This window comes from Streptosporangium sp. NPDC002524 (assembly GCF_040295985.1).
Classification (GTDB): Bacteria; Actinomycetota; Actinomycetes; order Streptosporangiales; family Streptosporangiaceae; genus Streptosporangium.
Map to the genome: position 1 here is coordinate 25,136 of NZ_JBEOWK010000014.1, position 23,610 is coordinate 48,745.

Consider the following 23,610-nt stretch of genomic DNA (forward strand, 5'->3'; position numbering starts at 1 on the left):
CAGACCGGCCCGCCGACGCGGACCCGACAGGAACGCACGAACACGGTTCTGGCCGTGACCCCGCCCCTGGCACACCGGTCCACCGACGCGGCTCCGGCCATGACCCGCCCCTGGCACACCGGCCCGCCTACGCGGACCCGGCGGGAGCGCAGGACACGGGAACGCGGGAACACGGCTCCGGCCGTGACCCCGGCGCCGTGGCTTCGGTCGTACGAGGGAGGTACGAGGGAGGTACGAGGGAGGTACGAGGGACGTACGAGGGTCGTACGAGGTCAGTGCCCGCGAGGTCAGTACTTGCCGGCGCGGCGCATGGCGCGGGGGCGGCCGTCGGGGTCGCAGAGGAAGCGGTAGAACGGGGTGGCCCAAGCGGTGGTCCACGGGGACATCCGCGACACCTCGTAGGCGCGGAGCCGTCCGGGCGGGCGGGGACCCCGGCGGCCTTCCGCGTACCAGCGTTCGAGCTCCGCCGCGGAGGAGGCGAAGGCGTCGAAGAAGGAGGCGGGGTCGAGCAGGTCCGCGTCGGAGTCGCCGTGCCGGTCGAGGTGTTCGCGGGCGAGGGTGAGGCGCAGGTCCCTGGGCAGGCGGCGGGCGCCGTCGCCGAGCCCTCCGGGGTCGAGGGGTTCGCGGCCGTCGGGGGTCTCGTCGAGCACCGCGCAGGTCAGCTCGGAGTCGTAGGTCCAGGAGCGCCGGTTGAAGTTGTCGGAGCCGATGGTGGACCACACGTCGTCGATGACGCAGACCTTGGCGTGGACGTACACCGGGGTGCCCTCCCGGTTCTCGACCCCATAGACCGCGACCCGGTCGCCGCCCGCGCGCTTGAGGACGTCCAGTGCCTGGTTGCGGCCCAGGATCTGCGGGACGCCGCTGATCAGGCCGTCCTGGTCGGGGTGGAGCGGCAGGACGCTGATCATCCTCAGTTCCGGGTTCGCCTTCAGCGCCTCGGCGAAGGACTCGGCGACCTGGGGCGACCACAGGTACTGGTCCTCGATGTAGATCAGGCTGCGGGCGCGGCGCAGGGCCTTGAGGTAACCGCGGGCGACGCTGCGCTCCCCGCGCGGCGCGAAGGAGTAGCGGGTCCTGCGGTGGGCGTAGGTGCGCAGCAGCTGTACGGCGTGCGGCCCGCAGGCGGGCGGGTCGGGCGGCTGCGGGGGCAGCGGGTCCGGCTGGGTGTCCTCGCGCCTGACCAGGTCGGCGACGCGGTGCACGGGGTTGCGGGTGAGCGGCTGGGGGTCCTCCCAGCGTTCCCTGAAGACGGTCTCGACGTCGCCGACGGCCGGTCCCTGGATCGCGGCCTGCACGTCGTGCCAGGGCGGGCGGCTGCCGTACACCTTGGCCATCGGCGCGGCCTGCGCGTCGCCCTCGTGGGAGGAGTCGTCGCGGCGGCTCCAGCACAGGTCGATGCCGCCGACGAACGCGATGTCGCGCCGGGGGTCGTCGCGGTGGCGCAGCACCACGAGCTTCTGGTGGTGCGATCCTCCCATGGGGACGCGCATGTCGCGCAGGCACTCCCCGCCCGCCGCCTCGATGGCGTCGCCGAGGTGGCGGTTCTCCTCCGCGCTGAAGAAGAGCTTGTCCCAGTGCGAGCGCCACAGCAGGCCCTTGACCACGACGCCGCGCCTGGCGGCCTCGGCGAACACGTCGGCGACCTCGGTGCCGGGGCCGTCCAGCCTCTCCCCGGGGTCGCCGCGCCAGTCGGTGAACATCAGCAGGTCGCCGGGGTGTAACTCGCGGACGCGGGCGAGCAGCTCGGTGAAGTAGGGCGCGCCGTGCGGGATGGGCCGCACGGTGTTGCCGTGCGACCAGGCGGTCCCGCTGTCGTGCCGGGTGTCGATCCGGGACGCCGGGTTGCCGCGTTCCTCGCGGTCAAGAAACCAGTTGTCTTCGGTCACCATGCCCGATCTACCCAATTTTTGTATGTTTTCACCCCTAGGATTCGGGGATCACCGCTCCGGCTCGCCACCCCGGTTCCCGTCCCTGGGATCCCAGGGACGCGGGCGCGGCACTCCCGCATCAGGCGACTGACCTGGGAAGCCTTGACAGGGGGTTTACACGAAGTTGCATGCGTGTTAAAAATCTGTAACTCGCACATCGAGTCGCGAAAAAAACAGACTGTTGGGCTTCCATCGGTCTGTCCCGGAGACGGCACCCTCCGGGACCGCGTGCATGATCGCACCACCGCACCACAACAAACCCGGCATCATCCGGTAGCGCCTGACAGCGCCATCGGACGGCATAAGCGCGGCGGCGCGCGCCTTGCCTGACTGATCCCCTCAAGTCAGGAAAGGACCCTCAATGTCCCCACGCCCTCGGCCGTGGGCCAGGCTGCTGACCGCAGCCCTGCTCATCACCACCGGCGCCGCGGCCACCGGCCCGGCGGCCTCCGCGGCCACCGGATCGATGGCCTCCGCGGCCTCCGGATCGGCCACCGGCGCGGCGGCCCGCGCGATGCTCGACATCCCGGCCTCCGACTACCAGCAGGTCTCCCTGGCCACCGGCCCGAGCGAGCTCGGCGAGGCCATGTCGCTGACGGTGCTGCCCGACAGGTCGATCCTGCACACGGCGCGTGACGGCACGATCCGCCGGACGACCGCCGCCGGAGCCACCGCGAACGTCGTCAAGCTGAACGTCTACACGCACGATGAGGAGGGTCTGCAGGGCATCGCCGCCGACCCGAACTTCGCCACCAACCGCTACGTGTACGTGTACTACTCGCCGAGGCTCTCCACCCCCGACGGTGACGCGCCCACCAGCGGCAGCGCGTCGACCTTCGACGCGTGGAAGGGACACCTGAACCTGTCCCGCTTCACCCTCAAGTCGGACAACACGATCGACGTCTCCAGCGAGAAGGTCGTCCTGCAGGTCGCCAACGACCGCGGCCAGTGCTGCCACGTGGGTGGTGACATCGACTTCGACGCGGCCGGGAACCTGTACCTGACCACGGGCGACGACACCAACCCGTTCGAGTCGAACTCCTACACCCCGATCGACGAGCGCACCGACCGCAACCCGCAGTTCGACGCGCAGCGTTCCTCCGGCAACACCAACGACCTGCGCGGCAAGCTGCTCCGCATCAAGCCGCAGGCCGACGGGACCTACACCATCCCCAGCGGCAACCTGTTCGCCCCGGGCACGGCCAAGACCCGTCCCGAGATCTACGCGATGGGCTTCCGCAACCCGTTCCGCATGTCGGTCGACAAGGCCACCGGCATCGTCTACCTGGGCGACTACGGCCCGGACGCCGGCGGCGCCGACGCCAACCGCGGCCCCGGCGGCCAGGTGGAGTTCAACCGCATCACGGGCCCCGGCAACTACGGCTGGCCGTACTGCACGGGCACCAACACCACGGCCGAGACCTACAACGAGTACACGTTCCCGTCCGGACCGTCCTCGGCGAAGTACAACTGCGCCGGCGGCCCGACGAACAACTCGTTCCGCAACACCGGTCTGACCACGCTGCCCGCGGCCAAGGCCAGCTGGATCCGCTACGGCGGCGAGGCCGGTTCCCCGCCGGAGTTCGGCGGCGGCTCCGAGTCGCCGATGGGCGGCCCGGTCTACCGCTACGACGCGGCCCTGAACTCGTCCATCAAGTTCCCCGCCTCGCTCAACGGCCGCTTCTTCGCCGCCGAGTACGGCCGCCGCTGGATCAAGGCCATCGAGGTCACCTCCTCCGGCGCGCCCGGCGTGATCGAGGCCTTCCCGTGGACCGGCACCCAGGTGATGGACCTGACCTTCGGCCCCGACGGCGCCCTGTACGTGCTCGACTACGGCACCGGCTCCGGCAACCAGACGCTGTTCCGCGTCGAGTACATCGCCGGCACCAACCGCAACCCGATCGCCAAGGCCGCCGCGAACAAGACCTCCGGGACCGCGCCGCTCGCCGTCACCTTCTCCTCGGCCGGCAGCTCCGACCCCGAGGGCGGCGCGCTGACCTACTCGTGGAACTTCGGCAACGGAGCCACCTCCACCGCGGCCAACCCGACCTACACCTACACGGCCAACGGGACGTACACCGCCACGCTGACCGTCAGGGACTCCGGCGGGCTGACCGGCACCGCGAACGTGACCATCACGGTCGGCAACACCGCGCCCACGGTGAACCTCGCCCAGCCCGTCAACGGGCAGCTGTTCTCCTTCGGTGACACGGTGCCCTTCCAGGTCAACGTGAGCGACCCCGAGGACGGGACCATCGACTGCACCAAGGTCAAGGTCACCTACCTCCTCGGCCACGACAGCCACGCCCACGAGATCACCAGCAAGAACGGCTGCTCGGGAAGCATCACGGTCCCGACCGACGGTGAGCACGACAGCGCCGCGAACATCTACGGCGTCTTCGTCGCCAGCTACACCGACAAGGGCGGCCTGACCACCCAGAACACCCGCACCCTGCAGCCCCGCCACCGCCAGGCCGAGCACTTCGGCGCCCAGTCCGGCATCCAGATCGCCGAGCACGGCCCCGCGGAGGGCGCCAAGACCGCCGGGTTCATCGACAACGGCGACTGGATCTCCTTCACGCCGTACGCGCTCGGCAACGCGACCTCCATCACCGCCCGCGTCTCCTCCGGCGGTGTCGGCGGAACGCTGGAGGTGAGGGCCGGGTCGGCCACCGGCACACTCCTCGGCACGGTCACCGTCCCGGTCACCGGCGGCTGGGAGACCTTCCGGGACGTCTCGGCCAACCTGAGCAACGCGCCCTCGGGCACCACCACGCTGTTCCTGGTCTTCAAGGGCGTCACCGGTCAGGGCAACCTCTTCGACCTCGACGCCTTCACCCTGAACACCGGCGGCACCGGTGGCGGCAGCACGACGGTCGAGGGGGAGGCCTACACCTCCAACTCCGGCGTGCAGCCGGCCGCCCACGCCGCGGCCAGCGGCGGCACCACCATGGGCTACATCGACAACGGCGACTGGGCCGGCTACTCCACGCTGACCGCGCCGGGGGCGAAGACCTTCACCGCGCGCGTCTCCTCGGGCGGTCCCGGCGGCACCATCCAGGTCCGCGCCGGCTCGCAGACCGGGACGGTGCTCGGCTCGGTGGCGGTGCCGAACACCGGTAGCTGGGACACCTTCCAGAACGTCACCACCAACCTCACCGGGACGGGCTCAGGGTCGATCTTCCTGACCTTCACCGGCGGCTCCGGCGCCCTGCTGGACGTCGACACCATCACCATCACCAAGTAGTGACGAATCCCCGGCGCGGCGGGTCCTCCCGCCGCGCCGGGGATCTTTCCGCATACGAAAGGACAGCGATGCGCAGTTTCATCGCACGCGGGCTGGCGACGGTCGCGGCGGCCACCATGGCGGCCGCGACGGTGCTCGTCCCGGCCGCGGCCCAGGCCGCCGCCGCCCCGTTCGAAGTGCTGGTCTTCTCCAAGACGGCCGGGTTCCGCCACGACTCCATCCCGACCGGCATCCAGACCATCAGGGACCTGGGCACCGCCAACGGCTTCACCGTCACCGCGACCGAGGACGCCAACGCCTTCAACGCGTCCAACCTGGCCACGTACGAGGCCGTGATCTTCCTCAGCACCACCGGTGACGTGCTCAACGCCACCCAGCAGACCGCGTTCCAGAACTACGTCAACGGCGGCGGCGGTTACCTCGGCGTCCACGCGGCGGCCGACACCGAGTACGACTGGGCCTACTACGGCCAGCTCGTCGGCGCCTGGTTCAGCGGCCACCCCGCGATCCAGCAGGCCACCGTGCGGACCGAGGACAACACCCACCCGGCCACCTCCCACCTCGGCGCCACCTGGAGCCGCAGCGACGAGTGGTACAACTACCGCACCAACCCCCGCTCCACCGCGCGCGTCCTGCAGTCCCTCGACGAGGGCAGCTACAGCGGCGGCACCATGAACGGTGACCACCCCATCACCTGGTGTCACCCGCAGGGGTCGGGCCGCTCGTTCTACACGGGCCTGGGCCACACCATCCAGTCCTACGCGGAGACGGGCTTCCGCAGCCTGCTCCTCGGCGGCATCAGGTACGCCGCGGGACAGGTCGCGGCCGACTGCAGCCCGAGGACCGGCGGCGGCGGTTCCACCACGGTCGAGGGCGAGGCCTACACCTCCAACTCCGGCGTGCAGCCGGCGAACCACGGCCCGGCCAGCGGCGGCAGGACGGTCGGCTACATCGACAACGGCGACTGGGCCGGGTACGCGTCGGTGAACGCCTCCGGGGCGAAGACCTTCAGCGCCCGCGTCTCCTCGGCGGGTCCCGGCGGCACCATCCGGGTCCGCGCCGGCTCGCAGACCGGGACGGTGCTCGGCACGGTGACCGTGCCCAACACCGGCAGCTGGGACACCTTCAGGACCGTCTCCACCACCCTCACCGCGACGGGCTCGGGGCCGATCTTCCTGACCTTCAGCGGCGGCTCTGGCTCGCTGTTCGACGTGGACACCTTCACCGTCACCAGGTAGTGCCCGGCGGTCGGCGAGTGCCTCACACGATCGTGATCAGCTTGATCAGCTGCTCGCGGAAGTGGTCGTACTCGTCGACCGCGCCCAGCAGGACGTCGGAACCGCGCTCCTCACGGCGCGCGGTCTCCAGCACCTCACGCCCCGCGGGAGTGATCTCGATGAGCGTACGCCGCCGGTCGCGCTCGTCGGTCCCGCGCACCACGTAACCGGCCCGGTGCAGCCCCTCGATCGTCCGGCTCATCGTCTGGTCGGTCACCCGGCACAGCGTCGCGAGCTCCCGCTGCGCCAGCCGGCCGTCGACGACGTGATGCAGGGCGATCATGCCCGCGTGGGTGAGGCCGTGCGCCGCGAGGAAGTCGTGGAAGCGGCCCTCGACCATGCGGGCGGCCACCGACAGCAGGCGGCCCGTGGGCCACGAGCGGATGTCCGCCCGCATCGCCTGCGCATCCGGAACGACTCGTCGCTCGTCTCCCTCGGCCACCCGCCCATTGTCACAGACACGGGAGACGAGGCGCCGCCCGCGGCGTTCCCGGCCGAGGACGCGCCGGAGGAACCGGCCGAGCCCCGGGCCGCAGCTTTGACGATCTGGTACGGCCGTACGCGCGCCCGGTCGCCGGAGCGGGAGCCGGGGGTCAGACGAAGCGCCGGACGAAGGTGAGGGCGGTGTCGCACACCTCGCGCCAGCCGCTGTCGATGGTCAGCGAGTGGCCGCGCCCGGCCATCTCGACGATCTCGGTCACGTGGTGCTCGTTGCGGACCTGCTTGTCGTAGGAGGCGTTGGCGATCGCCCACGGCACGGTGTGGTCCTTCTCCCCGGAGATGATCAGCAGCGGGCCGCGCCCGGCCGCCAGGCTGTCGACCTTGGTCTCGCTCCACGGGTTGAAGTTGGCCACCGCCGCCTGGAACAGGGGCGCGCCCGCCGCGGGGACCGAGAACGTGTCGTACAGCTCACGGGCCTCCTCCTCGCCGACGGCGTTGGCGAAGGCGTAGCGGAACTGGTCGTAGGTGAGCGGGACGGCGCGGTGGATGTTGGCCGGGTTGGTCAGCACGGGCGCCGCGGCGCGCAGCGAGGAGAACGGCAGGGGCAGCACGCCCTGGAACGGCGCCGGGTCGATCGCCACGGCGGCGCAGGCCAGGCCGCGGCCGGCGAGGATCTGGGTGAGCAGCCCGCCGAAGGAGTGGCCGACGATGACGGCCCTGCGGTCCAGCTTGCCGATGAGGTCGGCGAAGTGGTCGGCGACCTGGCCGACGGTCTTGTGCGCGAACACCTCGGGGTGCGCCTTGGCCTCGGTCACGGTTTCGGGGTCGTCGGGCCAGCCGGGCAGGACCGGGAAGAACCCGGCCTCGGCGAACACCTGTGCCCACCGGTCCCAGCTGGAGGGCAGCAGCCACAGGCCGTGCACGAAGACGACGGGGACGCGGCCGCTGGCGTTGGCCTGCTCTATCTGGGCGATGTCATGTTCGAGGGACATGGTGGGTTCCTTCTTCGAGGTCGGCACGGCAAGGGGCAAAAGACGGCGCTGACCTCGGTGAAGGCCCGCGCGGCCGGCTCCGGGACGGGCCCGGCCGTGCCCACACTACTTGCGTGGAAATCGGGCAAATCCCCCGGGGACCTCCCTCGCCGAGGCACCCACGCGCCGCGAACACGAGGCGGAAGCAGAGGCGGAAGCCGAGTCGGCGGTGTCGGCGCCGTGGCCGGCCGCCGTCGTCACCGGCCGTGTCGGCCCCCCGCCGCCGGGCGTCGCGTGCGAGTGGCGAGGGTCGCACGCGCGGACCCTCGTCACCGGGGATCATGTACGCGGAGTACGGGGCCGCGCGTACGGCTTCCCGCCGCCGGGCGTCGTGTACGCGGTGTGCGGGTCCGCGCGTACGGCTTCCGGGCGGCGCGTACGGGGTGTGCGGTCCTACTTGAGCCAGTCGGCGTAGTGGGTGGGGGCGATGCGGGCGCCGTCCTTGGCGGTGAGGACGTCGCCGGGGACGGCGGCGAACATGCCTGCGGCGTCGTCGGTGATCACCGAGCGCCTGTCGCCCTTGGCGGCGAGGGTGATCCGGCCCAGCTCGTCCAGCGGGTACACGTCGGGCCCGGCCACGTCGAGGACGCCGTTCAGGGGCGCCCCGGCCGCGACGTCGGCGACGGTGGCGGCGACGTCCGCGGCGGCGACCGGCTGGAGGGGGGTGCGCGGCAGGCGGACGGTCCCGTCGTCGGCGGTCCAGGACAGGATGTCGCCGACGAACTCCATGAACTGGGCGGCGCGCACGATGGAGTAGGGGACGGGCCCGGCCCTGAGGAGGTCCTCCTGGAGGGTCTTGGCGCGGTAGTAGTCGGTGGGGACCTGGTCGACGCCGATGATGGACAGGATGACGAAGTGCCCGGTGCCCGCGCGACCGGCCGCGGCCAGCAGGTTGTCCATCGAGGTCCGGAAGAACGCGGGGGAGGCCTCGTCGAAGGTCGGGGAGTTGGTCAGGTTGACGACCACGTCCGCGCCGGCCAGCGCCGCGTCCACGCCCTGGCCGGTGAGCACGTCGACCCCGGTGGACAGCGAGTGCGGCACCGCCTCGTGCCCGGCCGCGTTCAGGAGCCGTACGACCTTCGACCCGATCAGCCCGGTCCCGCCGATGACTGCGAACTTCATGACACGTCCTGCCCTTCTCCGGTGATCCATGCCCGCTAACTCGGACATCTGTTATCCGAGATGGTACACGGATACTTTTTGTCCGAGTAAGCGGGAGGGTGGATAGAGTGGGGCGGTGAAGATGTCCGGTGGGGTCGAGTGGGCGCTGCACTGCTGTGTCGTGCTGACCTCGGTGCGGGAGCCGGCACCGGCCGCGCGGCTGGCACAGCTGCACGACGTCTCGCCCAGCTACCTCGCCAAACAGCTCCAGGCCCTCTCGCGCGCCGGGCTCGTCCGGTCGGTACAGGGCAAGGCGGGCGGCTACGTCCTCACCCGCTCCCCGGAGCTGATCACCGTGCTCGACGTCGTCGAGGCCGTCGACGGGCCGGGCCCGGCCTTCGTCTGCACCGAGATCCGGCAGCGCGGCCCGATGGCCGCCTCGCCGGAGGCCTGCACCGCCCCCTGCGCCGTCAAGCGGGCGATGGCCGGTGCCGAGGCCGCCTGGCGGGACGCCCTGCGGGCCGTCTCGGTGGCCGACCTGGCCCGCGACGTCACCTCCGACTACGGCCCCGGCGCGCTGACCGGGATCAGCGCCTGGCTGGGCGCGACCGAGGCGTAGACCCCCCGGCTCCTGGCTACGAGGCGTAGCTCCCGGTCCCCGGCTCTTGGCTCCGAGCCGTAGACCCGGCTCCCCGGTCCCCGGCTCCTGCTCCCGGCTCCGAGGGGTGAGTCCCCGGGCTCGACGCACAAGGGGGTGTGGGTCGAAAACGCCTGTTTGTTCAGCAAGCTGAGTAAATGCATAATGCTCAGTGTGCTGAACGATATGCGCCGCCCGAGCGCCGGTCGTACCCTCCTGCTGGGGGTCGTGGCCAGCGCGGTTCTCACCGGGCTGGTCTGGCTGCTGGGCCAGCGGCTGCACGGCGTCCGGCTGCTGCCCGACCAGGGCGCCTCCTGGTACTACTGGAAGCTGCCGGAGCCCACCGTCTGGACCCGCGCCTCCGCGTGGCTCGGCTACGCGGCCCACCAGCTCGCGGTCTGGGGGCTGATCTACTACGCCCAGACCAGGGTCCGCCGCTACACCACCGGCCTGCACCGGGTGAACGTCGTGGCGCTGGCGGTCAACTTCGGCTTCGTCGTCCTGCACACCCTGCAGACCCACCTGTTCTACGACGGGCTCGCGCAGGATGTGTCGATCTTCAGCTCGCAGGGGTCGGTGGTCCTGCTGCTGGTCGTGGTCCTGCTGATGGAGAACGGCCGCCGCGGCCTGTTCGCCGGGCGTCCCGCCCCCATCTCCGCGGAGGTGGTGGGGTTCGCCCGCAAATACCACGGCTACCTGTTCAGCTGGGCCGCGATATACACCTTCTGGTACCACCCCATGGAGAGCACGAGCGGTCACCTGATCGGCTTCTTCTACATGTTCCTGCTCCTGCTCCAGGGCAGCCTGTTCATGACCCGCGCGCACACCAACCGCTGGTGGACGGTGACGCTGGAACTCCTCGTCGCCGTGCACGGCACCCTCGTGGCGGTGATGAACAGCGGCCCCGGCGGCATGTGGCCGATGTTCCTGTTCGGCTTCCTCGGGATCTTCGTGATCACCCAGATGCACGGCCTCGGGCTGTCCCGCGCCACCCGGTGGGTCCTCGCCGCCCTCTACGCCGGTGCCGTCCTGGTGGTGTACGGCGTGCGCGGTTCCGGCCGGATCGACGAGATCGTCCGCATCCCCGCCATCGAATATCTTCTGGTCGCCGTGCTGGCCGTGCTCTTCTGGCTGGGACTGCGCGCCGCCCGCCTCCGCTCGCGATTCCGGCCGCGTCGTTCGGCGTGAATACGGACGTCCGGCCGAAGAAAGTTCCGGTAATCCCGCAAGTGGGGCCGTGTCCGCGTGCGCTCGCCCGCTAAAGACTGGACATGCCATGACAAAAGCTGTTGGAATGGGGTTTTTCGTGAGTAATTGATTCACCCTGCGTAAGGGGCAGTCGAACACTTCCTGATGGTGGCGCATGGACACTGCTCTGTCGTTTCGAGTTCTCGGTCCACTTGAAGTCCTGGTAGGTGAGCAACGGGTCTCGATCGGCGGGTCACGCCAGCGCATCATTCTCGCCGCCCTCATCCTGCGTGCGGGCCGGGTCGTCCCCGTCGACCTGCTCGCCACGGCGATCTGGGGGGAGCGCCCGCCTCCGACCGCGCGCAGCCAGGTGGTCATCTGCGTCTCCGGGCTCCGCCGCGCCTTCCTGGAGGCGGGGGCTCCGGCGAACCTGCTCGGCACCTCCTCTCCCGGCTACGTCCTGCAGGCCGACCCGTCGCAGGTCGACGTCCTGCTCGCCGAGCGCCTCGTCTCCCAGGCGCGGTCCGCGGAGGGCGCGGGCGACCTCGCGGGTGCCGCCCGGCTGTTCGCCGAGGCGTGCGGCCTGTGGCGCGGCCCGGTCCTGGCGGGCATCGAGAGCGCGTTCGTCGAGTCCGAGGCACGCAGGCTGGACGACCGCCAGCTGACGCTAACCGAGGAGCGCGTCCAGCTGGAGCTGGCCCTGGGCAGGCACCGGGAGCTCATCGACGACCTCGCCGTCTTCGTCGACGCCAACCCGCTGCGCGAGCGGCTGCGCGCCCAGCTGATGCTGGCCAGGTACCGATGCGGCCGCCGCGCGGAGGCATTGGACACGTACCGGATCGGGCGGATGCAGCTCGTCGACGAGCTCGGCATCGAACCGGGCACCGAGCTGCAGGCCCTGCACGACGCGATCCTCCGCGACGACCCGGAACTGACCCCGGCGCCCGCGCCGCCGCCCGCCCGGACGCCCGCGCCCGCCCCCGAGGCCGTCGCGGAACCCGAGCCCGCTCCCGCGCCCGCCGAGCCCGTCGCACTGGCCCAGGCGGTCCAGGCCGAGCACGGGGTGGTGCCCGCGCAGCTGCCCGCGGACGTGCCGCACTTCGTCGGCAGGGCCGGTGAGATCGCCGAGCTGGACGCGCTGCTGGACAAGCGGCTCGGGCAGGGGCTGCTCACCATCGCGCTCATCACCGGGGTGGGCGGGGTCGGCAAGTCGGGGCTTGCCGTGCACTGGGCGCACCGGGTCGCCTCCCGCTTCCCCGACGGCCAGCTGTTCGTGAACCTGCGCGGCTACGACCTCAACGCCCAGCCGCTCACGCCCGGCGCGGTCATGGACCGTTTCCTGCGGGCCTTCGGCATCGGCGGCGAGCGCATCCCCGAGGACCTCGACGAGCGCGCGGGCCTGCTGCGCACCGTCATCGGCAAGCGCCAGGTGCTGCTGGTGCTGGACAACGCCCGCGTCATCGACCAGGTCAGGCCGCTGCTGCCCGGCTCGGGCACCTGCTGCGTGATCGTGACCAGCCGGGACCCGCTGGGGGACCTGGCCCCCAGGGAGGGGGCCAGCGTGATCCACCTGGAGGTGCTCGGCTCGGCCGACTCCGCCGCGCTGCTGTCCGGGGTCGCCGACTCCGTGGTGATGGAGGAGGACCCCAAGGCCGCCACCCTGCTCGGCGAGCTGTGCGACGGCCTGCCGCTGGCGCTGCGGATCGTGGGCGCGCGCCTCACCGCCCGCTCGTACTGGACCCCGGCCCGCCTGGCCAAGCGCCTCGCCGACGAGCGCCGCCGCCTGGACGAGCTGAGTTACGGACAGCTGACCGTACGGGCCAGTTTCGCCCTCAGCTACCGCGACCTGAGCCCGCAGGCGGCGCTGATGTTCCGCAGACTGGGGCTGCTGGAGGCGCCCGACTTCGCCTCCTGGGCGGGGGCGGCGCTGCTCGGCATCGACGGCTTCGACGCCGAGGACCTGATCGACCAGCTGGTGGACGCCCAGCTGGTCGAGGTGCTGGGCCGCGACGGCGCCGACCAGATCCGCTACCGCTTCCACGACCTGGTCAGGTTGTACGCCAGGGAGTGCGCCCACGCCGAGGAGGCGGCCGGGGACCGCCTCGCCGCGACCACCCGCGCGCTGAGCTGCTGGCTCGCGCTCGCCGAGGAGGCGCACCACCGCGAGTACGGCGGCGCCTTCACCCAGCTGCACGGCTCGGTGCCCCGCTGGCGGCCCGCCGACGCCGACGAACTCCTGGAACGGCCCCTCGACTGGCTCGACGCCGAGCGCGGCGCCATCGTCGCGGCGATCTCCCAGGCCGCCCACCTCGGCGCGTCCGAGCTGTGCTGGGACCTCGCCGTCACCGCCACCACCCTTTTCGAGGTACGCAGCTACTTCGACGACTGGCGCACCACCCACGAGACGGCCCTGGACGCCGCCCGCAAGGCGGGTGACCTGCGCGGCGAGGCGGCCGTGCTGTGCTCGCTGGGCAGCATGCACCTCTTCCAGCAGGTCCCGGAGCGGGCGGGGGAGTGCCTGGGCGCGGCGCGCGAGCTGTTCGAGCGGCTGGAGGACTCGTACGGGATGGCGCTGGCGTTGCGCAACATCTCGCTGCTCGACCGGCTCGCGGGCCGCTTCGACGTGGCGCTCGACGGGTTCCTCACCGCGAAGAGGATCTTCGCCGAGGTCGGCGACCGCTTCGCCGAGGCCCACGTGCTCGGCGGTATCGCCCAGGTCCACGTGGACCTGGGGCGGCTGGAGCTCGCCGAACCGCTGCTGCGGCAGGCGCTGGAGGTGTTCCGCGGGCTGGGCAGCGAGCGGGGGCAGGCGCAGATCCTCAACAGGCTGGGCGAGGCGCTGCTGCGCCAGGACCGGCCGGTGGAGGCCGAGGAGATCGTGCGGGCCGCGCTCGCCCTGGTCAGGAAGAGACAGGACGGTATCGGGCAGGCGTACATCCTGTGCGGGCTGGGGGAGATACAGATCCGTCAGAACCTGCTGGTCGCCGCGGTGGAGAGCCTGGACGAGGCGCTCGTCATCGCCCAGGGGGTGCGGGAGAGGTTCGTGGAGGCGCGGATCCACCTGGCCTTCGGCCAGGTGCACGCCCGGTGCGGCCGGTTCGACGAGGCGGTGGCCCACCTGCGGGAGACGCTGGGGATATCCACCGAGCTGGATACCCGGTTGTGGCGGTTCCGGGCTCTTTCCGCGCTGGGAGAAGTGTTTATCCTCAAGGGGGACGAGCCCGCGGCCTTCGATGCGCTGAATCGTGCTCTTGACTGTTGTGCCGACACCGGCTCCGAGGATTATCGGTTAATCACGGAGCGGTTGGCGACTTTATCCGTAATGCCCTCCGAATCATCAGGTCCATGTGCTGTCGCCGGTGGTGTGGGCGATTGACGCCGCCGCGGTGACCGTGCCCTGAACGACGGCCAGGGGGAGCGTGAAGAGCGCGGCAGTGGCGGTGACTTTCGCGACCCAGGTAATCCACCGAGACATTTTCGACCTCATTCATCCGTGTTGTTTTCTTTCCTTCTTTCGTTCTGCGACAAACGTAGAATGAGGCGCGATCGAGTCGATATCGCATCGGCTACCGGTCGATATCCGGGGCCGCGTCGCGCATCAGCACCGCCGTGAGCAGCACGTCCGCGCCCCACGCCAGGTGTTCCGGCGCCGTGTACTCCGCGGGAGCGTGGCTCACGCCGCCCCGGCTCGGCACGAATATCATCCCGACGGGCGCGATCCGCGCCACGATCTGCGCGTCGTGACCGGCCCCGCTGGGCAGGCGGTGGTACGGCAGGCCCTGCCCGGCCGCGGAGCGGGCGACGATCTCGCGCAGCCCCGCGTCGCAGTCGACCGGCGCGGTGCGCGCCCCGGGCGCGACCGTGACGCGGGTGCCGGTCGCGACCGCGACCTCGGCGGCGACCTCGGCCAGCCGCGCCACCGCCGCGTCCAGGGCCCCGGCCGAGGTGTCACGGAACTCCACCCCCAGCCGGACCCGGCCGGGGATAACGTTCCACATGCCGGGCTCGACGGCGCACGTCCCGGTGGTGGCGCGCAGCACCAGCCGCTCGGCGGCGGCGATGGCCCGCACGGCCAGCACCAGCCGGGCGGCGCCGTCCAGCGCGTCGGCCCGGTGCTCCATGGGCGTGGTGCCCGCGTGCCCGGCCGTGCCCTCGACGGTGACCGCGACGTTCACCCGCCCGGTGATCGTCTCGACCACCCCGATGGGCACCCCCAGGCGCTCCAGCACGTCTCCCTGCTCGATGTGCAGCTCCAGGTACGCGGCGACGTCACGGGGCGACCAGGCCGCCTCGGCCAGCCGGTCCGCGTCGCCCCCGACCGCCGCCAGCAGGTCGGCGACCGGGACGCCGCGGTCGTCCAGGGCGAGCGCCGCCCCCGGCGGCAGCACCCCGGCGAACCCGTGCGAGCCCAGCATCCCCATCGTCCCGTGGGCGCCCTCCTCGTCGCAGAAGGCCACCACCGCGAGCGGGTGGTTCAGCCGCACGCCCTCCTCGTACAGGGTCCTGGCCACCTCGATCCCGGCCAGTACCCCGTAGGCCCCGTCGTAGGCGCCGCCGTTGAGCACCGTGTCGATGTGCGAGCCCAGGACCAGCGCGGCGGCCCCCGGCACGCAGCCGGGGCGGCGGCCGATCAGGTTGCCGGCCGCGTCGACCTCCACGGTCAGCGCCGCCTCCTCCATGAGCCGCGCGACGTACGCGCGCCCCTCCACGTCCTGGGGCGTGAACGCCAGCCGCGTCACCCCGCCGCCGGGGACCGCGCCGACCTCGCCCAGCCGGGCCACGTGCTCCACCAGGCGCCCGGCGTTGACACGGGGCCGGGTCCCCTGCAGGACGGTCATGGCGTGCGCAGCGATCGGGGGCGCATGTCCGTCCACACCCGCTCGATGTGGGCCAGGCAGTCGTCACGCCCGCCGGTCGTCCCGGTGGCGGTCCACCCGGCGGGCAGGGCCCGCTCGCGCGGCCAGAGGGAGTACTGTTCCTCGTCGTTGACCACCACTACGTACGTGCTCACGTCAGACCTCCAGGTCGCGGATGATGTGGCCGAGCAGCTCCGCCCGGCGCTCGTGCAGGAAGAAGTGGTCGCCGTCCAGCACCCGGAGCCGGAAGTCCCCGCCGGTGTGCGGGCCCCACAGCACGGCCTCGCCGGGTGAGACGATCTCGTCCCCGTCGCCGGTATAGACGGTCAGCGGGCACGCCAGCGGAGGCTCGGCGGCGGGCAGGTAGGTCTCGGTCACCCGCAGGTCCGCCCGCACCCGGGGCAGGACCACCGCGAGCAGCCGGGGGTCGTCCAGCGGCAGGCCGCCGCTGCCGCCCAGGCGGCGCATCCAGGCCACCAGCTCGCCGTCGGGGGCGTCGTGGACGGCCGGGGCGCGCGGGCCGTCCGGCGCTCCGGCCGCCGCGGCCAGCAGCGCTTCCGGTGCGGGCGCGCCCCTGCGCCGCAGCTCCCTGGCCAGCTCGAACGCCACCCAGGCGCCCATGCTGTAGCCGAACAGCGCGTAGGGCCGTCCCAGGTGCGGGACGAGGGCGCCGGCCAGCTCGGTGACCAGCTCGGCCATCGCCGTGTGCGGGGCCTCGCGGAACCGGCGCTCGCGCCCCGGCAGGTGCACCGGCACCACCTCCACCGTCTCCGGCAGCAGGTCGGCCCACCGCTGGTACTCCACGGAGCCGCCGCCCGCGTACGGCAGGCAGAACAGCCGGACCGCGGCCCGCGGGCGGGGGACGGGGAAGCTCACCGCCCGCGCCGCGCGGTCGAGCACGCGCGTCATCGTCATGCCGTCACCTCGAGAGGAAGGTCGGGGCCGGTCACCAGGGCGGTGATCCGGCGCTCCAGCTCGGCGGCCATCGCGGCGACCGTCTCCGGGCGGAACAGCGCCGTGTCGTACTCCAGCACCGCCCGCGCCGAGCCGCCCAGGTCGGTGACCTCCAGGGCGAGGTCGAACTGCGAGGTGCCCAGCGGCGTGAACAGCCGCTCGGCCGCCACCCCCGGCAGCCCGTCGTCGGCCGACTCCAGCAGGCGTTTGTCGTGCAGGGTGAACAGCACGTCGAACGGGGTCCCGCGGCCCATGCCCAGCTCCGCGGTGAGCCGCGACAGCGGCAGCTCCTGGTGCTCGTAGGCGCCGAGCAGGCTCTGCCGCACCCGGCCGACGACCTCGGCGAAGGTGCGCGCCCCGTCCAGGCGCGTGCGGACGGCCAGCGTGTTGACGAAGTGCCCGACCAGGTCGGCGACCTCGGTCCTGGACCGGCCGGAGACCACCGAGCCGACCACCACGTCCCGGGTGCCGGCGCGGCGGGCGAGCCAGACCTTGAACGCGGCCAGGTAGACCATGTGCGGTGTGGTGTCGGTGGCGCGGCACAGCTCCCGGACGTCGACCGGCAGGTCGAACGCGTGCTGGGCCCCCTGGAACAGCGGCCGCCTCGGGCGCGGCAGGTCGGTGGGGAGCGCGGTGCCCTTCGAGCCGGCCAGCCGCTCCCGCCAGTAGTCCACCAGGCCGGCCAGCCGGTCGCCGGTCAGCGACTCGCGTTCCCAGACGGCGAAGTCGACGTACTGCACGCCGGGCACGGCCGGTTCGGCTGAGCCGCCGGTGCCGTCGGCGCCGCCGCCCTCGGCCCGCAGGCGGTAGAAGGCGCACAGCTCCCGCCAGAAGACCGCCGTCGACCAGCCGTCGAAGACGATGTGGTGCACCAGCACGAGCAGCACGTGCTCGGTGGGGGAGACCCGGTACAGGACGGGCCGCAGCAGCGGGCCCGTGGCGAGGTCGAACGGCCTGCGGTACTCCTCCAGGACGAGCCCGGCGGCGTCGGCCGTCTCCACCACGGGCAGCGGCACCGGCGCCGGGTCGGCCACCCGCTGCACCGGCCCCCGCCTGGTCATCGCGAACGTGGTCCGCAGCGACTCGTGCCGGGCGGTCACCCGCCCGATCGCCCACTCCAGCGCCTCGACGTCCAGCGGGCCGCGCAGCCGGAACGCGTGCGGCGCGTTGTAGGCGGGACTCCTCGGAGCCAGCTGGTTGAGCACCCACAGGCTCTCCTGCGCGTGGGAGAGCGGGTACGTGGCGCCGGGGGTCCTGGGCACCGGGCGCGGCCCGGTCCCGGTGGGCCCGGCCAGCCAGCCGGCCAGCTCGGCGGGCGTCAGGTGGTGGAAGACGTCGGAGATGGACACCTCCACGCCCAGCCGGTCCTGGATCCGCATCGCCACCTGGACGGCGGCCAGGGAGTGGCCGCCCAGGTCGAAGAAGTCGTCGTCCGGGGCGATCTCCCCGGGGTCCAGGCCCAGCACCTCGCTCCAGATGCCGGTGACGGCCTCCAGCAGCTCGGCCGCCGGGGTCGCCGTCCCCGCCGCACCCGCTCTTGTCGTGGTCGTCGCGTCTGGCGCGCCCGTCGTGTTCGTCCCCGTTGTGCCCGTGCTCCCGGCCGTGGGGGTCTCCCCGGTCGCGGCGTCACGGGCTCCGGCGTCCGGGCCGCCCGCGTGGGGGGACCGGACACCTCGGGGTCGTGCCGGAGCCGCCGGGGTCGCCGGGGCTCCGTTCCGTGTCACGATGTCGCGTGTCACGACGTTCTGTGCCGCGGCGTCCTGCGCCACGGAGTCCTGGGTCGTGGAGTCCTGTGCCACGGAATCCTGGACCGCGGCGTCCTGTGTCGCGGCGTTCCGTGCTCCGGGGTTCCGCGCCGCGAGGTTCTGTGCTCCGGCGTTCCGTGCCTCGGGGTTCCGTTCTCCGGGGTTCCGTGTCACGACGCCGGGGCGCGGCTCCCACGGCATGGTGCCGACAGGACGGCCGGGGTCTCCGGCCGCGAAGTCCAGCACCCGCAGGTAGCCCTCGGCGAGCCAGGCGATCGTGGCCTCGTCGAACAGGCCGGTGTCGTAGCGCAGCAGGCCGGAGATCTCGCCGTCGGCGGCGACCAGCTCCAGCTCCACGTCGAAGCGGACGGTCCGCTGGTCGAGGGGGTACGTCGACAGGGCGAGCTCGCCCAGCCGCAGCAGCATTCCCCGCTCGCCCGCGGAGGAGGCACCCAGCGGCGACACCGCCTCGGGCGACTCGGCCCGGACGATCTCCCCCCGCTGCGAGGCGCGCAGCGTGAACGCCACGTCGAACAGCGGGGAGCGGCTCGGGTCGCGGTGCGCGCCCAGCCGCTCCACCAGCCGGGGGAACGGGTAGTCCTGGTTGTCCAGGGCCCCGAGCACCGCCTCCCGGGTGCGGCCCAGCACCTCGGAGAACCCCGGGTCCCCCGACAGGTCGGCGCGCAGCACGACCGGGTTGACGAAGTAGCCGACCACCTCGGAGAACTCCGGACGGCTGCGCCCGGAGGTCCAGGTGCCGAGCAGGAAGTCGTCCTGGCCGGACACCCTGCCCAGCAGCACCTGGAAGGCGGCCAGCAGCGTCGTGTACAGCGTGGAGCCGCCCCTCGCGGCCAGCTCCGAGACCGCCGCCGACCGCTCCGCGCCCAGCTGGAAGGCGTACGAGGACCCCTGGAAGCCCTGGTCGGCGGGGCGGGGCCGGTCGGCGGGCAGCGCCAGCACCGGCGGCGGGTCCGCCAGCAGCCCGGTCCAGTACGCCTCCATCCGGGCGCCGTCGGGACCGGCCAGCATCGCCGCCTGCCACGCCACGAAGTCGGCGTAGGTCGCGGCGGGCGGCGCGAGGCCCGGTTCGGCCCCGTTCCGCAGCGCCGTGTACGCCTGCCCCAGCTCCTCCAGCAGCTGGAACAGCGACCAGCCGTCGATCGCGATGTGGTGGGTGACCCAGAGCAGCACGGGTGCCGCGCCCGGGCGCCGTACCAGCACCACCCGCAGCACCGGCCCGCGCTCCAGGTCGAACGGGCGGGCCGCCTCGGCGCCCAGCAGGTCCGCGAGGTCCTGGCCGGGCGCGAGGGCGGCGGTCCGGAAGTCCAGGCCGCCCTCCGGGGCGACCCGCTGCACCGGGGTCCCCTTGACGTGGCCGTACGTCGTGCGGAAGATCGGGTGCCGCGCGACCAGCCACGCGAACGCGCCGCGCAGCGCGACCGGGTCGGCGTCGTCGTGCACCGTCCACGCGAACGGCATGTTGTAGGCGACGCTCGCCTCCCTGCGCATCCGGTCCATGAACCACAGGGACTGCTGGCCGTACGAGAGCGGGAAGGGCGCGGCGCCCGACTTCATCAGCCTGGCGAGCAGGGCACGTTTGTCCGCGGGGGACAGCGGCGCTCGGGTCTCCATCGGAGTCCTCCAGTAGGGGGTCAGGCCGCCGGGACGGCCAGCCGCTCGACGAGGGCGACGGCCGCCTCGGGCGAGGGGACGGAGTGGAACACCGGCTGCGCCGGCGAACCGGCCTGGGCGACCAGCTCGTAGCGCCGCAGCGTCTCCACGAGGCTGATGAAGCCGTCCCAGAAGCCGTCGGTGTTCACCAGGACGAGCGGTTTCGCCGACCGGCCCAGGTAGGTGGCGGAGATCACCTCAAGGATCTCGTCCAGCGTCCCGTAGCCCCCGGGCAGCGCGATGAAGGCGTCGGAGCAGCGCAGCATGTGCTCCTTGCGCCGGTGCAGGGTGTCGGTCAGGTGCGTCTCCTGGACCGGCGCGGCGATCGCCCGCTCCCGCTCGTACAGGAAGCGCGGGATGATGCCCCGGATGGCCGCGCCGCTCTCCGAGGCCGCCCAGGCCACCTCGCCCATCAGGCCGGAGCCGCCGCCACCGTAGACCAGGTGGTGGCCGCGCTCGCCGATGAGCCTGCCGGTGGTCCTGGCCACGTCGACGATGGCCTGCGAGTTGCTCCGTCCCGCGCCGCAGAAGACGCAGATGTCCAGCGGCCCGCGGCTCCCGCCGTCCGGCGGCGTACCGGGCCCGCTGTCCGGCGGCGTGCCGGGCACGCCGTCCAGGGGTTCGCCGGGCCCGCGCACGCCCGCGCCGGGTTCGAGGATTGTCGAGGTCATGGCTGTCTCCTCAGGAGGACCGGTAGCGCGTGATCGCCGGCAGGTGCCGCTCGCGGAGCTCCTGGTCGCGCACGCCGAGACCCTCGGCGGGGGCGAGGCAGAGAACGCCGATCTTGCCCTGGTGCGCGTTGCGCCGGACGTCGTGCACGGCCTCGGCGCTCTGCTCCAGGGGGTAGCTGCGTGACAGGGTCGGGTGGACGCGCCCCTGGGCGACCAGCCGGTTGGCCTGCCAGGCCTCGTGGTAGTTGGCGAAGTGGGTGCCGACGACGCGCTTGAGGCTCATCCACAGGTACCGGTTGTCGAAGGAGTGCATGAACCCGGTGGTGGAGGCGCAGGTCACGATCGTCCCGCCGCGCCGGCAGACGTAGACGCTCGCGCCGAAGGTCTCCCTGCCGGGATGCTCGAACACGATGTCGGGGTCGTCGCCGCCGGTCAGCTCGCGGATGTGCTTGCCGAAGCGCCGCCACTCGGCGACGTCGGGGGTGTGCTCGTCCTGCCAGAAGGAGTACCTCTCCGCGGACCGGTCGATGATCAGGGAGGCGCCCGCCCTCCTGGCCAACTCCGCCTTCTCGGGGGAGGAGACCACGCAGACCGGGGTGGCGCCGCCGTTGAGGGCGTACTGGGTGGCGTAGGAGCCGAGCCCGCCGGAGGCGCCCCAGATCAGGACGGTGTCGCCCTGCTTCATGGCCGCGCCGTTGCGCGAGACCAGCTGCCGGTAGGCGGTGGAGTTGACCAGCCCCGAGCAGGCCGCCTCCTCCCAGGTCAGGTGGGCGGGCATGGGCATGAGCTGGTTCGCCTTGACCAGCGCGAGCTCCGCCAGGCCGCCGAAGTTGGTCTCGAAGCCCCAGATCCGCTGCTGCGGGTCGAGCATCGTGTCGTCGTGCCCCTCGGGGTCCTCCAGCTCCACCGACAGGCAGTGCGCGACGACCCGGTCACCCGGCTTCCACTTGGTGACGCCGGGACCCACCCGCAGCACCACGCCGGAGACGTCGGAGCCGAGCACGTGGTACGGCAGGTCGTGGCGGCGGGCCAGCTCGCTGCGGCGGCCGTAGCGGCGCAGGAACCCGAAGGTGGCCACCGGCTCGAAGATCGCCGACCAGACGGTGTTGTAGTTGACCGAGCTGGCCATCACCGCGAGCAGTGCCTCGCCGGGCCCCACCTCGGGGGTGGCGACCTCCTCGACGTGCAGGGACTTGCGCGGGTCCTTGTCCTCGCTGCGCATCCCGGCGAACATGTCGACCTCGTCGGCGTGCACGGTGACGCCCCAGTAGGACTCCGGCACTGCCAGCGCCGCGAAGTGGCCGGGGTCGCTCTCGCCGGACAGGACGGCGTCTCTGATCGCGTCGGTCATCGCGTTGCCTCCAGGGCGAGTCGGTCGAGCTTGCCGTTGGGGTTCAGGGGCAGGACGGCGACGGTGCGGAACCGGGCCGGGATCATGTGCGCGGGCAGCCGCTCCCCGCACAGGGCGCGCAGCTCGCGGGGGGAGACCGGGTCGCCGACCAGGTAGGCGGCGATCAGCGGCTCGCCGCCCGGCGGGGTCCGCACGACCACGGCCGCGTCGGTCACGCCGGGGGTGCGCCGCAGCACGGCCTCGATCTCGCCCAGCTCGACGCGGAACCCGCGGATCTTGACCTGGGAGTCGATGCGGCCCAGGTACTCGAACGACCCGGACTCCAGCTGCCGTACCAGGTCACCGGTGCGGTACCAGCGCCGCTCCCCGTCGCCCAGGTCGGCCAGCGGGAACCGCTCGGCGTTGAGCTCGGGGCGCCCGACGTAGCCGGCGGCCAGCGCGGTGCCGCCCACCCACAGCTCGCCCTCGGTTCCGGTCGGCACCGCGCGGCCGTCCGGGCCGACGACGGCGGTGCGGACGTGGCGCAGCGCCCGGCCGATGTTGGTGGGCCCCGAGGTGTCCTCCACCGTCGCGCGGTCCACGACCGTGCAGGTGGAGAAGACGGTCGTCTCGGTGGGGCCGTAGATGTTGACGATCTCCTCGCGCCCGCCGGTGAGGTCCATCCACGCGCGGATGGTGTCGCGGTCGATGGCCTCGCCGCCGAAGATCAGGTAGCGCAGCGCGAGCGGGCGGGGGCTCTGCTCCATCGCCCAGGCCAGGTACTTGAACATGCTGGGCACCTGGCAGAGCACGGTCACCCGTTCGGCGTCCAGCGTCTCCAGCAGCAGCCGGGGGTCGCGTCCGGCCGAGACCGGGATCGCCACCACGCGCCCGCCGTGCAGCAGCGCCCCCCACATCTCCCAGACGGAGAAGTCGAAGCAGTGGCTGTGGAACCAGCTCCACACGTCCTCCCCGCTGAAGGAGAACCGCTCGCGGGCGGAGCGGAACAGCTCCAGCACCGCCCCCTCGGGGGTGGCGACGCCCTTGGGCGTCCCGGTGGAGCCGGAGGTGTAGATGATGTGGGTGGGGATCTCCGGGGAGCGCCGCGCGGGCGGCAGGACGTCCCCGCCCGAGATCGCGCCGGTGACCTCGATCCTCGGCACCCCGGCGAAGGGCCAGGGCCCGTCCGGGTCGGCGCAGATCGCGCGCAGCCCGCTGTCGCCGGCCATGAACCGCACCCGCTCGGCGGGGTAGTCGGGGTCGAGGGGGACGTACGTGCAGCCGTGGCCGATCACCGCCACGACGGCGGCGACGACCCGCCAGGAGCGCCGCATGAAGACGCCGACCCGGTCGCCGGGGACGAGCCCGAGCTCGCCGAGCGAGCGGCGGATCCCGGAGGCGGCGTCCGCCAGCTCGGCGTAGCTCACGGATCGGTGTTCGTCGGTGACGGCGAGCGCGTCGGGCCGCCGCAGCACGTGCTCGTAGAAGGCCGAGGCCAGGGAGCCGAATTCTTCGTCCACAGGTCAGGAC

General features: G+C 72.4%; 16 protein-coding genes. 5 read left to right on the forward strand and 11 right to left on the reverse strand.

Going from position 1 to position 23,610, the window contains the following annotated elements:
- Window positions 1-287: 287 nt before the first annotated feature.
- Window positions 288-1,892: a phospholipase D family protein gene (locus tag ABT053_RS23930; protein WP_350971455.1), complete on the reverse strand. Its 1,605-nt coding sequence runs from the start codon at window positions 1,890-1,892 to the stop codon at window positions 288-290.
- A 400-nt stretch (window positions 1,893-2,292) separates the two neighbouring features.
- Between ABT053_RS23930 and ABT053_RS23935 the strand changes: the two genes are divergently transcribed.
- Window positions 2,293-5,178 (forward strand): carbohydrate-binding protein, encoded by a 2,886-nt coding sequence (locus tag ABT053_RS23935; RefSeq protein WP_350971456.1) that lies wholly within the window; start codon window positions 2,293-2,295, stop codon window positions 5,176-5,178.
- Between the two features lie 68 nt (window positions 5,179-5,246).
- Window positions 5,247-6,416 (forward strand): ThuA domain-containing protein, encoded by a 1,170-nt coding sequence (locus ABT053_RS23940; protein ID WP_350971457.1) that lies wholly within the window; start codon window positions 5,247-5,249, stop codon window positions 6,414-6,416.
- Window positions 6,417-6,438: 22 nt separating this feature from the next.
- On the opposite strand, the gene ABT053_RS23945 is transcribed toward ABT053_RS23940, so the two are convergent.
- The 3 genes from ABT053_RS23945 to ABT053_RS23955 all read right to left on the reverse strand — a co-directional run bounded on the left by ABT053_RS23945 (window position 6,439) and on the right by ABT053_RS23955 (window position 9,049).
- Window positions 6,439-6,897, reverse strand: coding sequence for a MarR family winged helix-turn-helix transcriptional regulator (locus tag ABT053_RS23945; RefSeq protein ID WP_350971458.1), 459 nt, complete (start codon window positions 6,895-6,897; stop codon window positions 6,439-6,441).
- Between the two features lie 151 nt (window positions 6,898-7,048).
- On the reverse strand, window positions 7,049-7,888 hold the full coding sequence (locus ABT053_RS23950) for an alpha/beta hydrolase (RefSeq protein WP_350971460.1): 840 nt from the start codon (window positions 7,886-7,888) through the stop codon (window positions 7,049-7,051).
- A 432-nt stretch (window positions 7,889-8,320) separates the two neighbouring features.
- The gene (locus tag ABT053_RS23955) at window positions 8,321-9,049 is read right to left on the reverse strand and encodes an SDR family oxidoreductase (RefSeq protein ID WP_350971461.1); all 729 of its coding nucleotides are present in this window, start codon (window positions 9,047-9,049) and stop codon (window positions 8,321-8,323) included.
- Window positions 9,050-9,170: 121 nt separating this feature from the next.
- Between ABT053_RS23955 and ABT053_RS23960 the strand changes: the two genes are divergently transcribed.
- The 3 genes from ABT053_RS23960 (at window position 9,171) to ABT053_RS23970 (ending at window position 14,229) form a co-directional block, all read left to right on the forward strand.
- Window positions 9,171-9,647, forward strand: a complete 477-nt coding sequence (locus ABT053_RS23960) for an RrF2 family transcriptional regulator (RefSeq protein ID WP_350971769.1) — start codon at window positions 9,171-9,173, stop codon at window positions 9,645-9,647.
- 183 nt (window positions 9,648-9,830) lie between these two features.
- Window positions 9,831-10,853, forward strand: coding sequence for a hypothetical protein (locus ABT053_RS23965; protein ID WP_350971463.1), 1,023 nt, complete (start codon window positions 9,831-9,833; stop codon window positions 10,851-10,853).
- A 175-nt stretch (window positions 10,854-11,028) separates the two neighbouring features.
- Window positions 11,029-14,229 carry an AfsR/SARP family transcriptional regulator gene (locus ABT053_RS23970; RefSeq protein WP_350971464.1) on the forward strand — a complete coding sequence of 1,067 codons (3,201 nt, stop codon included), beginning with the start codon at window positions 11,029-11,031 and terminating at the stop codon, window positions 14,227-14,229.
- Window positions 14,230-14,419: 190 nt separating this feature from the next.
- On the opposite strand, the gene ABT053_RS23975 is transcribed toward ABT053_RS23970, so the two are convergent.
- The 7 genes from ABT053_RS23975 to ABT053_RS24005 are packed head-to-tail and all read right to left on the reverse strand — an operon-like array spanning window position 14,420 to window position 23,600.
- Window positions 14,420-15,691, reverse strand: coding sequence for a Zn-dependent hydrolase (locus tag ABT053_RS23975; protein ID WP_350971465.1), 1,272 nt, complete (start codon window positions 15,689-15,691; stop codon window positions 14,420-14,422).
- On the reverse strand, window positions 15,688-15,864 hold the full coding sequence (locus ABT053_RS23980) for an MbtH family protein (protein ID WP_350971467.1): 177 nt from the start codon (window positions 15,862-15,864) through the stop codon (window positions 15,688-15,690). The genes ABT053_RS23975 and ABT053_RS23980 overlap by 4 nt, the downstream gene beginning before the upstream one ends.
- A 1-nt stretch (window position 15,865) precedes the next feature.
- Window positions 15,866-16,624: a thioesterase II family protein gene (locus ABT053_RS23985; RefSeq protein ID WP_350971468.1), complete on the reverse strand. Its 759-nt coding sequence runs from the start codon at window positions 16,622-16,624 to the stop codon at window positions 15,866-15,868.
- Entirely contained in the window at window positions 16,621-20,040 is a 3,420-nt protein-coding gene (locus tag ABT053_RS23990; protein WP_350971470.1) for a condensation domain-containing protein, read from the reverse strand. Before ABT053_RS23990 ends, ABT053_RS23985 begins: the two co-directional genes overlap by 4 nt.
- 20 nt (window positions 20,041-20,060) lie before the next feature.
- Entirely contained in the window at window positions 20,061-20,750 is a 690-nt protein-coding gene (locus tag ABT053_RS23995; RefSeq protein ID WP_350971471.1) for an LOG family protein, read from the reverse strand.
- Window positions 20,751-20,760: 10 nt separating this feature from the next.
- Window positions 20,761-22,101 (reverse strand): crotonyl-CoA carboxylase/reductase, encoded by a 1,341-nt coding sequence (gene ccrA / locus ABT053_RS24000; protein ID WP_350971473.1) that lies wholly within the window; start codon window positions 22,099-22,101, stop codon window positions 20,761-20,763.
- Complete coding sequence (locus ABT053_RS24005) at window positions 22,098-23,600, reverse strand: amino acid adenylation domain-containing protein (protein WP_350971474.1); 1,503 nt, start codon at window positions 23,598-23,600, stop codon at window positions 22,098-22,100. The genes ccrA and ABT053_RS24005 overlap by 4 nt, the downstream gene beginning before the upstream one ends.
- Between the last annotated feature and the right edge of the window lie 10 nt (window positions 23,601-23,610).

Bases quoted from the DNA above. Each gene is read 5' to 3' on its own strand.
- ABT053_RS23930 (WP_350971455.1), bottom strand. From the start codon at position 1,892: ATGGTGACCGAAGACAACTGGTTTCTTGACCGCGAGGAACGCGGCAAC.
- ABT053_RS23935 (WP_350971456.1), top strand. From the start codon at position 2,293: ATGTCCCCACGCCCTCGGCCGTGGGCCAGGCTGCTGACCGCAGCCCTG.
- ABT053_RS23940 (WP_350971457.1), top strand. From the start codon at position 5,247: ATGCGCAGTTTCATCGCACGCGGGCTGGCGACGGTCGCGGCGGCCACC.
- ABT053_RS23950 (WP_350971460.1), bottom strand. From the start codon at position 7,888: ATGTCCCTCGAACATGACATCGCCCAGATAGAGCAGGCCAACGCCAGC.
- ABT053_RS23955 (WP_350971461.1), bottom strand. From the start codon at position 9,049: ATGAAGTTCGCAGTCATCGGCGGGACCGGGCTGATCGGGTCGAAGGTC.
- ABT053_RS23960 (WP_350971769.1), top strand. From the start codon at position 9,171: ATGTCCGGTGGGGTCGAGTGGGCGCTGCACTGCTGTGTCGTGCTGACC.
- ABT053_RS23965 (WP_350971463.1), top strand. From the start codon at position 9,831: ATGCTCAGTGTGCTGAACGATATGCGCCGCCCGAGCGCCGGTCGTACC.
- ABT053_RS23970 (WP_350971464.1), top strand. From the start codon at position 11,029: ATGGACACTGCTCTGTCGTTTCGAGTTCTCGGTCCACTTGAAGTCCTG.
- ABT053_RS23975 (WP_350971465.1), bottom strand. From the start codon at position 15,691: ATGACCGTCCTGCAGGGGACCCGGCCCCGTGTCAACGCCGGGCGCCTG.
- ABT053_RS23985 (WP_350971468.1), bottom strand. From the start codon at position 16,624: ATGACGATGACGCGCGTGCTCGACCGCGCGGCGCGGGCGGTGAGCTTC.
- ABT053_RS23990 (WP_350971470.1), bottom strand. From the start codon at position 20,040: ATGGAGACCCGAGCGCCGCTGTCCCCCGCGGACAAACGTGCCCTGCTC.
- ABT053_RS23995 (WP_350971471.1), bottom strand. From the start codon at position 20,750: ATGACCTCGACAATCCTCGAACCCGGCGCGGGCGTGCGCGGGCCCGGC.
- ccrA (WP_350971473.1), bottom strand. From the start codon at position 22,101: ATGACCGACGCGATCAGAGACGCCGTCCTGTCCGGCGAGAGCGACCCC.